14 protein-coding genes are annotated in these 16730 nt (G+C 39.6%); 10 read left to right on the top strand and 4 right to left on the bottom strand.

Translation table 11 applies throughout. The features are described from left to right. Positions 1-14: 14 nt before the first annotated feature. Positions 15-611: a ribonuclease HII gene (locus B3297_RS15185; protein ID WP_286779096.1), complete on the bottom strand. Its 597-nt coding sequence runs from the start codon at positions 609-611 to the stop codon at positions 15-17. Positions 612-880: 269 nt separating this feature from the next. Here B3297_RS15185 and B3297_RS15180 point away from each other — a divergent pair, with 269 nt between their 5' ends. From B3297_RS15180 to fabD, 3 genes are all read left to right on the top strand, one after another. Beyond that, positions 881-3718, top strand: coding sequence for an outer membrane beta-barrel protein (locus B3297_RS15180; protein WP_286779095.1), 2838 nt, complete (start codon positions 881-883; stop codon positions 3716-3718). Between the two features lie 230 nt (positions 3719-3948). Beyond that, on the top strand, positions 3949-5178 hold the full coding sequence (locus B3297_RS15175; RefSeq protein ID WP_070560942.1) for a M16 family metallopeptidase: 1230 nt from the start codon (positions 3949-3951) through the stop codon (positions 5176-5178). Positions 5179-5395: 217 nt separating this feature from the next. Then, positions 5396-6286, top strand: coding sequence for an ACP S-malonyltransferase (gene fabD / locus B3297_RS15170; RefSeq protein ID WP_201639970.1), 891 nt, complete (start codon positions 5396-5398; stop codon positions 6284-6286). 352 nt (positions 6287-6638) lie between these two features. Here fabD and B3297_RS15165 read toward each other — a convergent pair whose 3' ends face one another. Then, positions 6639-7370, bottom strand: a complete 732-nt coding sequence (locus B3297_RS15165; RefSeq protein WP_115046318.1) for an RDD family protein — start codon at positions 7368-7370, stop codon at positions 6639-6641. 115 nt (positions 7371-7485) lie between these two features. Between B3297_RS15165 and B3297_RS15160 the strand changes: the two genes are divergently transcribed. The 6 genes from B3297_RS15160 to B3297_RS15135 are packed head-to-tail and all read left to right on the top strand — an operon-like array spanning position 7486 to position 13722. Beyond that, a complete protein-coding gene (locus tag B3297_RS15160) occupies positions 7486-8448 on the top strand; it encodes a stage II sporulation protein M (protein WP_115049359.1) in 963 nt (320 codons plus the stop codon). Next, a complete protein-coding gene (locus tag B3297_RS15155) occupies positions 8439-9350 on the top strand; it encodes an ABC transporter permease (RefSeq protein WP_286752832.1) in 912 nt (303 codons plus the stop codon). Before B3297_RS15160 ends, B3297_RS15155 begins: the two co-directional genes overlap by 10 nt. Next, positions 9343-10218 carry a DUF4129 domain-containing protein gene (locus tag B3297_RS15150; RefSeq protein WP_286779094.1) on the top strand — a complete coding sequence of 292 codons (876 nt, stop codon included), beginning with the start codon at positions 9343-9345 and terminating at the stop codon, positions 10216-10218. Before B3297_RS15155 ends, B3297_RS15150 begins: the two co-directional genes overlap by 8 nt. Next, positions 10215-11408 carry a DUF4350 domain-containing protein gene (locus B3297_RS15145; protein WP_286769242.1) on the top strand — a complete coding sequence of 398 codons (1194 nt, stop codon included), beginning with the start codon at positions 10215-10217 and terminating at the stop codon, positions 11406-11408. Before B3297_RS15150 ends, B3297_RS15145 begins: the two co-directional genes overlap by 4 nt. Further along, complete coding sequence (locus B3297_RS15140; RefSeq protein WP_286779093.1) at positions 11405-12394, top strand: AAA family ATPase; 990 nt, start codon at positions 11405-11407, stop codon at positions 12392-12394. The genes B3297_RS15145 and B3297_RS15140 overlap by 4 nt, the downstream gene beginning before the upstream one ends. Continuing rightward, positions 12394-13722 carry a DUF58 domain-containing protein gene (locus tag B3297_RS15135; protein ID WP_286779092.1) on the top strand — a complete coding sequence of 443 codons (1329 nt, stop codon included), beginning with the start codon at positions 12394-12396 and terminating at the stop codon, positions 13720-13722. The genes B3297_RS15140 and B3297_RS15135 overlap by 1 nt, the downstream gene beginning before the upstream one ends. Here the strand turns inward: B3297_RS15135 and B3297_RS15130 are convergent. Both B3297_RS15130 and metK read right to left on the bottom strand, forming a co-directional pair. Next, a complete protein-coding gene (locus B3297_RS15130; protein WP_201639976.1) occupies positions 13715-14119 on the bottom strand; it encodes a Dabb family protein in 405 nt (134 codons plus the stop codon). The two genes, B3297_RS15135 and B3297_RS15130, sit on opposite strands and share 8 nt — an antisense overlap. Positions 14120-14291: 172 nt before the next feature. Then, positions 14292-15545: a methionine adenosyltransferase gene (gene metK / locus B3297_RS15125; protein WP_088163322.1), complete on the bottom strand. Its 1254-nt coding sequence runs from the start codon at positions 15543-15545 to the stop codon at positions 14292-14294. A 304-nt stretch (positions 15546-15849) separates the two neighbouring features. On the opposite strand from metK, the gene B3297_RS15120 reads away from it, so the two are divergent. Next, entirely contained in the window at positions 15850-16728 is an 879-nt protein-coding gene (locus B3297_RS15120) for a diacylglycerol/lipid kinase family protein (RefSeq protein ID WP_201639977.1), read from the top strand. The last annotated feature ends 2 nt before the right edge of the window (positions 16729-16730 follow it).

Below are 16730 nucleotides of genomic sequence, written 5' to 3'. Positions count from 1 at the left end.
TTATTGTGTGAGCTTTAGAATAATTTGAGTTGTGGATCAGTTATTCTAAAGCTTTTTCTATGATGTGGCGTAGACCCATGCGCCAATACAGCTGTTCTGTGTTTAACTGTTGGGTACCCTTTGTTGTTGAGCCAGTCGTAATCGGGATAATCCAAGGCGATGTTGTCCATGTATTCATCCCGGTACGTTTTAGCCAAAATAGAGGCCGCAGCAATGGATAGGTATTTTCCATCCCCCTTCACAATACATGAATAAGGTATCTCTTGGTAAGGAATAAACTTATTCCCGTCAACAATAATATACTCGGCTTTGGTCTTTAAGAGATCAAGCGCCTTGTGCATGGCTAAGTAGCTTGCATTATGGATGTTTATGCGATCTATTTCTTCGGCTGAAACACTGGCAACTGCAAATGCGAGAGCTTCGCGTTCGATAATTGGCCGCAACATCATCCTTTTTTTCTCACTAAGTTGTTTGGAGTCGTTAAGGAGATCGTGGTAATAGTCTGTTGGGAAAATCACTGCTGCAGCGAAAACGGGCCCTGCCAGACAGCCCCTTCCAGCTTCGTCACAACCGGCTTCAATCCACTGCTCCTGATAATATGATAATAGCATATGCGATTCTTAAAATAGCCGAAATTACAAATAAATTTGGAGTTATTTATTGTAACTTCTGTGTGAATATTGGCCATTTACATTAATTAACACTAATAATGTCTTCTTTTGTAAAGATTTAGAGCACTAGACTATTAATATGATGGAATAATTTTCATTAGCAAAATAAGAAGTTGTTCCGGTCTGGGCCATATTGTTTCAATATTAAACTTGGGCAATAGTTTTGGTGTCAAAGATTTAACAATTATAGAAATATAAAAATACATATTATGAGAGGCTTTATGCTTTTGTTGTTTAGTATGCTGATGGGATGGACCGTTTACGGCCAGACGAAGAGCGTACAGGGAATGTTGAAGGACGACAAGAATCGAATTGTCGCCGGTGCAACAGTGAAATTAACGTCAAAATTGGATTCCATGACGACAGGATCCAATATGGCCGGGATTTTTATCTTTGATAAAGTCAAGGCGGATACCTTTAAAATTACGGTTTCAAACCTTGGGTTCGAACGTTTTGAGCAGGAATTTAGTATCCCTAAAGGCGAATCAAAGCATATTATTCCAAGTTTGACTTTACAACAGAACTCACAGATGCTACAAGAAGTTGTTGTTGATGGAGTCCCTACAGTCGTTGTCAAAAGTGATACCCTCGAATATACGATGAAAGATCTAAAACTCCGCGATGGCGCGGTTGCCGAGGACGCTTTGAAAAAATTACAAGGGGTCGAAGTCGATAAAGACGGCAATGTTACGGCACAAGGGGAGTCTGTTAAGCGGGTTCGTATAAATGGTAAGGACTTTTTTGGTGGAGATGTAAAGACAGCTACACAGAATCTACCGGCAAATATTATCCAAAAGATGCAGGTCATCGACGATTATGGCGATATGGCCAATGTCACCGGTAATAAAACGGGTGATTCAGAAAAAGTATTAAATATTCAGATTGACCCAAAATACAATACAGGACACATGACTACCCTACGGGCTGGCGTGGGAACAGAAGATCGCTATCAGGCTACCGGTATGTGGATGGGGATGCGTGAAGGTGAACAAATTTCGGTGCTGGGGAATTTGAACAATACCAATGCCCCCTTATTCGATTTTAGTACTGTAGGTGGTGGCGCCCGCCGTGGCCAGGGTGGTGGCGGCCGCCGAGGTGGTGGTATGTTTGGTGGCTCGGACGGTTTGACAAAAATTGGTTCCATAGGACTGAATTACCGCAAAGACTTTAATGATAAACTGACTGTTTACGGTAGCTATAGTTTTAGCCATAGCAACAATACAACACTATCCCAACGTTTTCAGGAAAATACACTGCCTAATATAATGCAGACGGACAGTGTGACATCCAATTCGAACACGGTTGGTGATAGCCATCGTTTCGAAGCAAATGTCGAATGGAAGCCTACAACGAAAGATTATATCAAAATATCGCCTCAGTTTGGCTACGACAAGAGCGATGCAACGACAGGTACGAATTCGCTCACGTATCGTAGTAGTGTATTTAATAATTCTCAGGCGCAAGATATTGTTGCCAATTCCACTGCACCGAGATTTGGGATTAGCGGTTTATACAATCATAAATTTAATGATAAAGGAAGGAATGTTTTTGTAAACATGAACTTCAATAATGCAAAAACAACGAAAGATCAGAATGCCATTCTAGATAGGTTGTTGGCGGATCCCAACAATGCAAATGCTCCATTAGACTCGATCTATGAAAAGACGATTCTGGAAGCTAATAATAAAAGTTGGAATGGAGGGGCCTCGGTGAATTATACTGAGCCTGTTTCCGAGAAAGGAAAAGTAGAGTTTACCTATGATTTCAACAAAAATAAGTATGATAATTCGAACAAACAACAAGGATTTGACCGCGATGGAAACCTTATAGCAGAAGACCCGAAGTTGAATTTTGATTACAATTACGATTATTCCTTCACAACACATAAAATAGGGGCGAACTATTTGTATAGTGGCGATAAAATAACCTATTCCATTGGAGCAGCAGCTCAACCTTCCCAATTAAGAGGAGATGCGATCAGTTCAGGCTTAGTCGTTCCAATTCATCGCAACAATATGAACTGGATGCCTATTGCACGTTTTGAGTATAAATTTTCGAGACAGTCCAATATCTCTGTCAATTATTCGGGAACACCGAATGAGCCTTCAGTAACGCAGATCTTGCCCTTTGATATGAGTACAAATCGGACCAGTATCGTAATCGGTAACGCCAATCTGAATCCGGAATTTAGCCATCAATTGAATGTGCGGTTCCGTAAAAATGATTTTCAAAAAGGAAATAACTTCTTTGCGTTCGTTAATGCCGGTTTGACTAACAACAAGATTGTGAGCTTGAGCAAAAGCTATTTTGATGATTTAATGGACTATCAAACTGGACAAACAAATTCTACGTTAGTATCCGAAACTCGCTACTTGAATGAAACAAGCGATAAACCATTTAATGTGAGTTCTTTTTATCATTACGGAAAGTCATTGAAAGAAAAAACATATAATATTATGTTAATGGGCGGGGTGTCCTACAACAAAAATATTGGATATGTTTCTACGGAGAAAGATGATAACATCGGTCAAAAGAACGTTGCCCGGAATATTGTTTTAAATCAAGGTTTGATGTTTAGATACAACCCTTCGGAGAATTTGGAAATCAATCCGGGAGTACGCTACCAATTTAATCATACGGAGAATTCATTGACAAATCGTACGACGAATGTTTCTTCTTGGACACCCACATTGATTGGCTCTGTTAACATCACAAAAACTACAATTTTCGGAGCGGATCTATCGAAGCAATTCAATAGTGGTTATGGAGCCGGTATCAATGCAAACCCGTTTGTCATCAATACGTACCTTGAGCAGAAGTTCTTGAGTCAACAACGTGGTACAGTACGTTTACAAGCATTTGACTTATTGAATCAGCAAACGAATGTTTCCCGGACAGTGAGCGAATCTATGATTACAGATAGCCGTACCAACCGTTTGGGACGATATTTTATGATTTTGTTTACTTACAAGTTCCAAAAATTCGCTATGGGGAACCCTGAAGGCGAGAACAGATTCCCAGGCGGAATGAGACCACCGCGTATGTAATTTGAATAATCTTATTGCTATAGGATATAAAAACGGTCATAGTGATTTCGCTATGACCGTTTTGCGTTTAAAAATGCCTAGTTTTGTGATCACTTCATGTGCCCTATGATTTGAAGATTGAGCAAAGTGGCGAAAGAATGTACGATTGTATATTTTTTTGGAGGAGATAGTCAAGGCTAACGGGCACACAAAATAGATAGACTAAAGAAGTTACAGCTAGTTTATACTGCATGGAATACGAAATTATTAGACTTTCAAACGGAATACGCGTAGTATTTCAATATCAGAATTTACCGGTTACACATGTCTGCATGGTCATCAATGCGGGGTCTCGTGATGAGTCTGCTGGAAAATATGGTGTAGCCCATTTTATTGAGCATCTTTTATTCAAACGAACAGAAAGACGCTCGACACAACAGATTATAAATCATTTGGAATCCGTTGGCGGAGATTTGAATGCTTATACAACGAAGGAATATACCTGTGTACATGCCTCTATTCTTCAGCCTTATTTAAGTCGTGCCTTAGATCTTTTTGAAGATATCTTTTTTCATTCCACTTTTCCCGATATAGAATTGGATAAAGAAAAATCTGTCATTGTAGATGAAATGGCGTCTTACCTGGATAGCCCAGAAGAGTCTATTGTAGACGATTTTGAGGATCTGGTTTTTCAGGGGTCGGGTTTAGGACACAATATTTTGGGACTGGAAGATCAGCTTCTCGCACTACAAAAGGGCGATATCGTCGACTTTATGCAGGCAAACTATGATACAAATGAAATGGTTATTGGTATCACAGGTAATTATACGCTAAAAGAAGTTGAGCGATTGTTGCACAAGATCTTTGGTGGTGTTCCAGCAAATACAATTATGCGGATGAGAAACGATGTCAATCCAATTATTGAACAGCATCTTGCAGTTGCAAAACCAATTAATCAGGTTCATTACATGCTTGGATCTTTGGCTTACGGTTATCGTGATGAGCGTAAGACAGGGCTGTTGCTTTTGAACAATATGCTTGGCGGCATGGGAATGGGTTCTATTCTGAATCTTTCTATTCGGGAGAAATATGGAATAGCCTATACCATTGAATCTAATTATACTATTTTTTCGGATACAGGGTTATTTAGTATTTACCTCGGTACCGATGAAGAAAAAGTTGAAAAAGCTAAAAAACTCGTCTTTAAAGAACTAGCGAAGCTAACCGAGCAACCGCTATCCGAAACTGCAGTAAAAAAGGCGAAGCAGAAATTTATTGGTCAGATTGCTTTGACCGAAGAGAACCGTATGAGTATGATTATCTCTGCCGCGAAAAACGTGATGGACTATGATCGTGTCATCTTATTGGACGAAGTAATTGAAAAAATTCAGGACTTGACTAATACAGGGCTGCTGGAAATAGCGCAAGATGTATTTGACCCGAAGAAGATGTTGTCGCTAAGTTTTGTTCCCGAAGACTGAATTTAAGGATCGATAGATCCTTCTGAGGAAATGAACAATATGAGATCGAACGGCCGAAGATGGGAATATAGCTGGCTGAAATGAATTTATATTGCATATAAAAAGCAATTTATCTAAGTTTGCGCTTACGGGAATTCGTTCTCATCAACCATTGACTGCAGAAAGCAGATTCAATACCTATTGTAGCAGACAAATAAACGAATAAAAAATATAAGGGATGAAAACAGCATATGTATTTCCTGGTCAAGGGGCCCAATTTGTTGGAATGGGGCAAGACCTGTATAATTTAAATGATGAAACGAAAGCTTTGTTCGAACAGGCTAACGATATTTTAGGATTTCGCATCACGGATGTCATGTTTTCCGGTACAGACGAGGAGTTGAAACAAACCAACGTAACCCAACCGGCTATTTTCTTGCATTCGGTCATTTTGGCAAAAGCATTGGGAGAGTCTTTTCAACCGGACATGGTTGCAGGTCACTCATTGGGTGAGTTTTCGGCTTTGGTAGCAGCGGGCGCACTGAGCTTTGAAGATGGCTTGAAATTGGTTGCACAACGCGCCAACGCGATGCAAAAAGCATGTGAGCTTCAGCCTTCAACGATGGCTGCGATATTAGGTCTGGAAGATGCTATAGTGGAAGATATCTGTGCTAAAGTTGATGACGTAGTGGTGGCAGCGAATTATAACTGTCCCGGACAATTGGTGATTTCGGGATCTATTGAAGGTGTGGATAAAGCTTGTGCTTTATTGACCGAGGCCGGTGCTAAGCGCGCATTAAAGCTAAATGTTGGTGGAGCATTTCACTCACCATTGATGGAATCTGCCAAAGTCGAATTGCAAGCGGCTATCGAAGCTGTAAACATTTTGTCGCCTCGCTGTCCGATTTATCAAAATATAGATGCCAAACCACAGACAGATCCAGCGGTTATCAAGGAAAATCTTATTGCGCAATTAACTGGCGCTGTACGGTGGACGCAGACAGTACAAAATATGTTGGCCGATGGTGCAACAGCTTTTGTAGAAGTAGGTCCAGGAAATGTATTGCAGGGATTGGTTAAGAAGGTTGACCGTCAGGTGCAGACTTCTGCGGCTTCAGTGACCGCGTAACAAAATGTTCAGTATAAAAAAAGGAATTATTTTGCTGTGCCCTCAAAAAGTGTCCAACTTTTTGAGGGCATTTTTTATGAACGAAAAATCGGAATCACATCAAGAATTACCTGTCCATCCCTGAAAAATGTTTACAAAAGGTCTAATACGGTTCTTACTTTACCTCAAGAATTAACCTGTAAAAATGGATAAGACATAGCGATCAGTTTCGGAGATTACTCGGTGCTTATTCGGTACTTGTTCGGAGCTCGTTCGGTACTTCTTCGGTTGCAAGCGAAGAAACACCGAACGAGCTCCGATCGATATCCGTTTTTTAACCGAGAGAATGCAGAATCAACTATGAGCGTAAAAACTATTTATCCTTAAACATGCTGTAATGATCTTTCATGACCTGCAGCACGAAGTCGTTGGGAGTCATTTTTTCAGGATGTTTGACTTCCATAACCGCCTCAAGACGCTGGACCAAAGCTGTTAAAATGCCCACATCTCTTCTATCAAAAGCTGTTTGGTAGATCTCTTTGACCGAATTAGCATCCTTGTCGCTCAATTTGATAACCTGTGGAAATAGAATTGGATGATTGTCGAAAGTCTCTTCGTAAATTGTGTCGCTCAATTTTAATGTAGGTTTGAGGCTGATAACGGAAGTTTCTGCGGCAATATCTCCAATGCGTTGCCCATTTTTGGATAAAACGATCGAGGTAATGGCGACACCACCCATCGTCATCCAAATATCTACAATAGATAGACTCCATCTGGACAAGTATTGATAAAAGTTGGCTCGCGAACCGTCAAGTTTAACGACCTTTATTTTCATGATTTTCTTACCTACTGTCTGACCACCAAAGGCGGTTTCGGTAATCAATGTGTAAAAAAACGCGGGTAGGGTCAATGCCATCATAACGCCATAAAAAAGATAGGGATCTCCTGCGTTCATGTTTATGCTGTCCAAGAGAAAGAAGCAAAAGAAATAATAACAGACTATAATAAAATAATCTATTGCAAAAGCGATCATTCTTGAACCAAGACTGGCAAGATTATATTCGATTTTTACATTTTGTGCTGTATTTATCTCAAGCTTATTCATATGTAAATTATTTGAGTTTAATAGCAATATAGAATTTCTAGGTCATTTTAGCTCCAATTTGTGCTTTTCAATCATGGATATTTCCTATATTTGGTTCAGCCAGTTAAAAAAATTAATGAGAGAAGCATCCTTTGTAGAACGAAATAAAGAAAAATGGACGTTAATTGAAAATAATTTATCAATTAATATGCAGGTTGATCCAGATGAACTGGCCTCAAATTACATTGAGCTCACTAATGATCTGGCTTATGCACAAACTTTTTATCCTGAAAGTAAGGTAAAGGCTTACCTGAATGAACTGGCAGTGACCGTGCATCAGAAAATCTATAAAGATCAGAAAGCTTCCAATAATAAGTTTAAATCTTTTATCAATGAAGAGATACCGCAGGCGATCTGGTCAATCCGTAGACCTTTGTTGTACTCCTTCTTAATTTTTGTTTTGGCTTCAGTCATTGGTTTTGTATCGTCTGTATACGATATGGATTTTATTCGGCTTATTTTAGGTGACTACTATGTCGATTCGACGATAGAAAGCATAAAAGCAGGAGATCCTGCTGCAGTATATGGGAAGGGGAGCAACTTTGGATCAGCGATTTGGATTACGATTAATAATGTGCGGGTTGCTTTTATGGCCTTTGCTGCCGGACTATTTTTCAGTGTAGGGACAGGTTATGTGCTGTTTAGCAATGGTATTATGCTTGGTGCATTTCACCATATGTTTTTCCAGTATGGCGTTATGGGGAAAGCCATGTCGGCGATTTGGATTCATGGCACTATTGAGATTTCGGTAATTATTGTGGCAGGAGGATGCGGATTGGCCATCGGTAATAGCATTCTATTTCCCAAATCGTTTACACGTTTGACATCGTTTGTCCGTACAGCAAAGATTGCAATGAAAGTTCTCGTCAGCACGATTCCTTTTTTTATTATAGCCGGAACATTGGAAGGTTTTGTAACACGGTATTATAATATGTCAATTTGGTTATGTTTAATAATTATCGTTTTATCCGTACTGGCTATCCTTTATTTTTATGTTATTAATCCTTATCGACTAGCAAAACGATTTCAATGGAAATAGATTTTGAGTTTCAAAAAGAACGGAAGGTGGGGGACTTTATCCAAAGTTTCATAGATCTTTTTAAATTGATCTATAAGCACTTTGTTTCTACTATTTTTGGTTTATCTGCGGTTCCCCTAGCAGCGATTGCTTTAGTTTACTATTTTCTTTCTACAAAAATCACTTTTTCGGCTAATAGCGATTCTTTTGAGGATATCGATGCTTTTACTTGGGCTGGATTACTCATTTTGGCATTGATCGCTTTGGGATTGTACGTTTATGGTATTTCCATTGAATATTTTATGCTACTCAAAGAACGTAAAAGCACAGCATTTTCAGGATCGGAAGTATTCAGAAATTTCAGATCTAACCTCGGTAAATACTTTATGTTTTTGATTGCCATGATATTGGCGTTAATCGTTGTCTTTATCCCACTGGCAATCGTAGCTGTGATTTGTGCATTTATCCCTTTTATTGGAAGTTTTGCCATTGGTATATTGGGCTCGATGGTTGGGATATGGTTGTTTTGCTCTTTTCTATTTTATCGGGAAGGTTATTCGGATCTGGGAAGCTGTTTTACAGATGCCTATGTCATGCTGAGCAAAAAATTGATCCAATACGGTATCGCAACCTACATTGTGAACTTTATTTTTCAAATGGCTGTCATGATGATTTCCATTGTACCATTGATTATCATGGGGCTTTTGTCATTTAACTTCCTTGGAATAGATGCCGCTTTCTTTGACTCATCCTGGGGAAAACTCCTGATGACATTTGGGGGCTTATTTATCACACTATTTACGCTCTTTCTTTATATGTCCGGCGTTTTGGCCAATGGTATTATTTATGAAACAGCCAAGGATCTCAAATTTGGAGAACGTATTTATGGCATGATCGAAAAGATAGGAGGAAAAGATGAATAAACTCTTGTCTTTTTTCTGCATTGCCTGTTTATCGATTATGTACGCCTGTGATCCCAAGCCAAGGGACACGGACTCCAACAGCGATAGAATTGATTCACTTAATGTGCAAATAGATTCAACCTTGGTGGGAGCAGATTCTGTCCGCATTGATTCTGCAGTAAAGGCTCCTAATGGCCAACAGGGAAAAGACGAAATTGACCTGTGGGATCCAACATTATTTGATTCGATTCCAAAATATACCGAAGAACGTTCGTTTAAAATGGATCCTTATCAGGATATCATCAAACGTTACGAGACAGACGATTTTGTTTATTCTGAAAATATTAAAGATCGGGTGGGCGTATTGCAACGCATCCTTGCCCGGCTCGCCGATTGGATCGGGAGTATCATGCCGGATAATCCTTATAAATTTCGGGAAGAGTTTGGCTATGTATTTGCCTTCTTAGCTGTCACCGCATTAGCGTTTATTCTTTATAAAGTGCTCTACAACAGAAAACAATATTTTATTAAGCATAGTGAAGAGGAGAGTGAACTGGACGTTTTAGCGTATGTGGAGCGAAACCTGATGAATAGCAACCTGGAGCCTTATATTCAGGAGGCTATCGCTCAAAGGAATTATGCATTGGGTATCCGGTACTTACAGCTATTGAATATTCAGAAACTAGCGCAATCCGATCATATCAAATGGAAGCTGAGCAAAACGAACGCTGAATTTACACAAGAGATTCAAAACGAGGAGCTCCGTCGTGGATTTGCGGAATGTACAAGAATATTTGATTATGTCTGGTTTGGTCAATTTGAATTAACAGAGGACAATTTTAATCAATATCAGCAATTGTTTCACCAGTATCAAAAACAAATTAAATGAAGGGATCGGTAAAATTTGGATTGATATTATTGACTGTTGTGTTAGTGTTAATAGCCCTTATCGATGCAACAAGTAAGAAACCTATTATCTGGGATCGGACTTTTGATGCAAAAGATAAAAATCCTTTTGGCGCTTATGTGCTACGTCAAGAACTAAAGCATATCATTGATCAAAAGAACACAACGATTGAGCGACCATTGTATGAATATTTGGACAGTACAAAGAAAACCGACGCAAACTTATTTTTTTACACCTCCTATTTTTCAATGGGTGAAGCAGCGGAAGATAAATTACTGGATTATGTAAACCGGGGTGGGAAAGCAATGATTGTAGCCGAGGATATTGATCCTTATCTGTTGGATTCCCTCGGTTTGAAAACAGATAACTTCTATGGTTTTAAAAAAGGTGTGAATATAAAAAGCCAACTGCGTGTGCGGTTGATGAACGATAACAATAAAATTCATTATAGTAAATCAGATCTTGGCGAAGTATTCAAAAAACTTCCTAAACATGCGACCATTTTGGGCGCGATTACCTATAAGGAATTTATGTTACCGAACTTCATAGCCGTTCAATTTGGTAAAGGGACATTCTATCTGCACCTGACCCCTGATTTATTTGGAAACTATTACTTGCTGAATTCCGCTTCGCAATATGCCTATGTTGCTAAGTCGTTATCTTATCTAAATGATAAGCCGATCGCTTGGTATGATTTTAAAGCGAATTTGGAGCAATATCGGACACCTTTGCGTGTATTGCTTATGAATGATGGTCTTAGGCAAGCTTGGTATGTTTTGTTGGCGGGGCTAGTTCTTTTGCTTGTATTTCGAAGTAGACGAGAGCAGCGAGCCGTGGCGGTCGTGAGCCCAGAACCGAATCTCTCGAAGGACTTTTGTGGAACCATTGCTACTTTATATTATGAAAATGGCGCACCAGGTAATATGGTCGCAAAAAAAATAGATTACTTCCTGCACGATCTTCGGATGCGGTTTCATTTGGACACGCTGATGTTGCGGGAAGAGGAGTTCAGTGAGGAGCTGGCTGAGCGGACTGGAGTTCCGCTCCTAGAGACGCAGTCTTTAATCAGGCTGATTGTTCATATGCAAGATGCTAAACAACATGATGTGGCTGATCTTAAGATGATTAATGATACAATAGAAGAGTTTAAACATAAAGCAAAAATGATATGAGTGACTTCGATAAATATATATCTTTTGAAAACCGAATAGATGTCTCGGTTTTATTCGATAAAATGGCGCAGGTAAAGTCGGAGGTGAAAAAAGTCATCGTTGGGCAGGATCAATTGATTGACATGCTCTTAATCTCGATCTTGGCCTCAGGGCATTCTTTGATCGAGGGCTTACCCGGGGTGGCGAAAACATTATCCGCAAAATTGATTGCCAAAACGATTCACAGTGAATTTAAGCGGATTCAATTTACACCGGATTTAATGCCCTCGGATGTAACCGGTTCGTCGATACTCGATTTGAAAAGTAATGAGTTTGAATTTCGTAGGGGCCCCATTTTTGCAAATATTGTTTTAATCGATGAAATCAATCGTGCTCCCGCAAAGACCCAGGCAGCACTTTTTGAAAGCATGGCGGAACAACAGGTGTCGGTAGATGGAACAACCTATCAATTGCCAGGGCCGTTTGTTGTTTTTGCGACGCAAAATCCCATCGAACACGAAGGTACTTATCGATTGCCGGAAGCTCAGCTCGACCGTTTCTTGTTTAAGATCAATGTGAACTATCCTGAACTTGAACAGGAATTGGAAATATTGAAGGAGCATCATGCTCAAAAAGCAAAGAATAAAGAGGATCAGGTTCAGGCTGTCGTTTCGGCCACAGAAATTTTAGAATTCCAGAAATTGATCAAGTCTATTTTTGTGCACGAGGAGTTGCTAACTTACATTGCTCAAGTCATTATAAAAACACGAACTAATCCAAGTTTGACACTAGGTGCCTCACCGCGGGCTTCTATTGCTTTGTTGGAATCAGCAAAGGCTTCAGCTGCGTTAACAGGCCGCGACTTTGTTACTCCTGAGGATATTCGGAGGGTAGCATCTGCCGTACTGGGCCACCGTGTCATGTTGACTCCAGAAAGGGAAATGGAAGGATTTACCACCGCTTATGTCATCGATCAAATCATAAATTCTGTAGAAATTCCAAGATAATGAAGAAACTAAAACAGCTTTTTCTAACAAATCAATTCTTCTACTCCCTATTGGGGGTAGCGACACTCTTTACATTTTCTTTTTTCGTTAAAGGATTGTTGATTGTGGCCTGGATTGTCTTTTGGATCTGGTTGGCTGTTTTGGCTTTTGATTTTATTGTCTTATTTTCAGGGAAGGGCAGAATTGAGATCACAAGGATATATCCTGAAAAATTATCCAATGGAGATGAAAACCCGATGAAGCTTATGGTGAGCTCTTTTTATCCATTTGCAACAAAAGTAGATGTTTTAGAGGAGTTTCCGGTGCAGCTCCAAATTCGGGACAATGATTTTGCAGCCAGTTTACCCGCTTTTCAACGCTCTGAAATTTCATTTTCCTTGCGGCCTACACAAAGGGGAATTTATCAGTTTGGTCGTTGTATGGCTTTGGTTAGACGTTTTGGATTTTTCAAAAGAAGGTTTGTTACCAATCAAGAACAGGAAATCCCCTGTTATCCATCCTATATTCAACTACGAAAATATCAGCTTTTGGCAACAAGTAACCGATTGAATGAACTGGGGATAAAGCGTATTCGACGCATTGGTTCAGCCATGGAATTTGACCATGTTAGAGAGTATGTGCAGGGAGACGATTATAGGCACATGAACTGGAAGGCATCTGCAAAAGTAAAGAAGCTGATGGTCAATCAGTATGAAGAGGAGAAGTCTCAGCCGATCTATTCATTTATTGACTTAGGTCGGGCAATGCGTATGCCATTCAACGGTCTTACCTTATTGGACTACTCGATTAATGCTGCACTTGTTCTTTCCAATGCGACCATCTTAAAGCAGGACCGAGCTGGATTATTAACCTTTTCAAAAGATATCAATGCATTTATAGCTGCAGAGAAGAGGAATAATCAAATGCATAAGATTTCAGAAGCACTATACCAGGTGTCGACCAAATTTGAGGAGTCTGAATTTGGAAGATTATATAGTTATGCCAATGCACATATTAATAAACGTTCGCTGATTTTTGTCTATACAAATTTTGAGACCTTAGATTCCTTAAGACGTCAGCTAAATTACCTGTCGATGTTAAATAGAAGCCACATTATAGTCGTTGTTGTTTTTAAAAACGTAGAAATAGAGGATTTAGCGAAGAGTACGCCGAAAAAGACAATAGATATTTACAACCAGGTCATTGCTGAAAAGTTTATCTATGAGAAACAACTTATCGTACAGGAACTGATTCGCAATGGGTTTCAGACAATCTATACAGCACCGGAAAACCTGACCATTAACTCCATCAACAAATATTTGGAAATTAAGGCACGTGGCCTTATTTAATGATGGAGGTATCTTTGACCATTACTTTTGTCCACAAATGCTGATATTTTTCGATCGCTTTTAAATGAATCGGATGTGTCTCGTACGTTGTAATATCTTTAAGGTTTTTGAAAGTGACAATCAATGTATAGTCAAAGCTGTTGTCTACGACAGGTCTCGGGTTTGTCTGCGCCGGAACTCCATAATTGAGCGTTTTGATGATGTCGATTTTTCGAAGGTCCTCAAAAAATCCAACAAAATTCTTTTTTTCTTTTTCACTGAGATCTTTTTTTAGCCAAAAATTGACAACGTGTACAATGGTGCTGGACTCGATAGCCTCATCCGATTGAACTGTATTTGCCCATGTGGGAGCAGTTACGAGCACCATGGGTGCTAGAAGAAAGTTGCGTCTTTTCATGATTGAAACGGTTTAGAAGCTTTAAGATACAAAACCTTCGTGAATTCACCAATACCAATGACCCTCATCGTGAGAAAAGGTTTTTTGTGTTTAATGAAAAATAGGCGTTTTTAACAAACAAAAAAAGGAAGACATCATGTCTTCCTTTTATCTTTTTATGGAGGGTAGGTTCTTACAAACCAAACTCTTCTTTCACTTTATCGATATAATCCAGTTTTTCCCAAGTAAAAAGTTCAACCTCAATTTGCTTTTTCTCGCCAGTTGAGCTCTCGAATTCCTTGGTTACTTTTTTTGGTGTTCTTCCCATGTGTCCATAGGCAGCCGTTTCTGAATAAATTGGATTTCTCAGACCCAAACGCGTTTCAATTCCGTAGGGAGTCATATCAAACAAATGAGCAATTTTTTCAGCAATCTGACCATCGGTCAAATTTACTTTGCTCGTTCCATAGGTATTTACATAGATTCCCATCGGATCTTTTACACCAATTGCATAGGAAATCTGTACGAGAATTTCATCTGCAACACCTGCTGCCACTAAGTTTTTGGCAATATGGCGCGTTGCGTATGCAGCAGAACGGTCTACCTTAGATGGATCTTTTCCTGAGAAAGCCCCTCCACCATGTGCACCTCGGCCGCCGTAGGTATCGACAATGATCTTGCGACCGGTAAGTCCTGTATCTCCGTGAGGTCCACCGATAACAAATTTTCCAGTTGGATTGATATGAAACTTAATTTCATCGTTAAATAACAACTGAAGTTCTGGTTTCAATTGTGCTTTAACACGAGGAATCAAGATCGTTTTGATGTCATGTGTAATTTTATCCAACATAACTTGTTCCGTATCGAAGTCGTCATGTTGTGTGGAGATTACGATTGCTTCGATTCTTTTTGGTTTGTGATCGTCACTATACTCAAGGGTAACCTGAGATTTTGCGTCCGGGCGCAAATACTTGATTTCGTTATTTTCGCGACGTAGCTCGGCCAATTCATAAAGTAAGCGATGCGATAGGTCCAATGCCAGAGGCATAAAATTCTCAGTTTCGTTGTTTGCATAACCGAACATGATACCTTGGTCGCCCGCACCTTGTTCTTGCCTTGTCTTGCGGTCTACGCCCTGGTTGATATCAGCAGACTGCTCGTGAATCGCCGAAAGAACGCCACAGGAATTTGCCTCGAACATGTATTCAGACTTGGTGTAGCCAATCTTTTGGATCACCGAACGGGCTATTTTCTGAACATCGAGGTATATGTTTGATTTAACTTCCCCGGCAAGGACAACCTGTCCTGTGGTTACTAGTGTTTCAATAGCGACGCGAGAATCCTCGTCCCATGCTAAAAAATTGTCTATTAATGCATCTGAAATTTGATCCGCAATTTTGTCTGGATGCCCTTCAGAAACAGATTCTGACGTAAATAAATAAGCCATGCTTTACGTAATTTTTAATATTGGATTTGCTCTAGAATGAAATAACAGCAAAGTGATAAGAGCCGTGATAGCGAAGGGTTTTTAGCACTTTTTTACTGTGGTTGCAATCTCCTTGTCGTTGCCTTGTAACGCAACAGCACGCAAATCAGTCCACATTCTATTTTTTGTGCGACAAAGCTACAATACTTTGAGGATTATTTAAAATCAAATTTATATTTTAACTTTTAAAAGCATAGGGAAGTGCGTTAATTAGTATAAAGATTACATTATTTTAAGAAATTGGTAATTTCCGCTATCTTTGGATATGTCAGAACGTAAACAAATACTGTTTGTTATTAATCCTATTTCAGGGGGGAAAAATAAAACTTCTTTTAAAAAACAAGTGCTGGATGTGCTTGATCTGCAGAAGTTTGATCCTACTTTTCAGCAGACCGCGAGACCGAACCATGCTTACGAAATTGGGCTGAAAGCGGTCAAAGATGGCTATGATGCAGTTATCGCGGTCGGTGGTGATGGGACGATCAATGAACTGGGCTCCGCTTTGGTAGGATCTGGAATTCCATTGGGGATTATTCCTGAAGGTTCTGGTAACGGCCTGGCGCTTTACTTGGGGGTTCCAATGAATGAAGCTGCTGCTATCCGTCGGATTAATCGTTTTGAATCGATAGAGGTGGATTGTGGTGTAATTAATGATAGACGATTTTTTAATATCGCGGGTTTAGGTTTTGATGCCTCTGTAAGTGAAAATTTTGCGAATGAAAATATTCGCGGACCTTTGGGCTATATGAAGTCCGTTTTTAATGTGCTCAGCAAGTATCAGCCGGCACATTACAAATTGACGATTGATGGAAAGGTATACGAAAGGCAAGCGTTTATGATCAGCGTAGCGAACTCTCCCCAATATGGAAATAATGCCTATATCGCACCACAGGCTTCGGTTAACGATGGCATTTTAGATGTCTGTATCGTGCACAAATTTCCGCTTTACATTTTGCCAAAGATGATTTTCCATCTTTTTAATAAATCGGCAGATCAATCCAGTTATGTCGAGATCATTCCTGGAAAGAACATACAGATCGAGATTGATAAGGTGTCACCGGTTCATGTGGATGGGGAGCCGATCGAACTTGGCGATAAATTGGATATTTCCATTATGCCAAAAGCGTTAAAGATAATTTGTTAAGA

The organism is Sphingobacterium sp. UBA3519 (assembly GCF_002377215.1).
GTDB lineage: Bacteria > Bacteroidota > Bacteroidia > Sphingobacteriales > Sphingobacteriaceae > Sphingobacterium > Sphingobacterium multivorum.
Note: the sequence above shows the minus strand (reverse complement) of the source record. Positions and strands in the feature narration are given on the sequence as shown.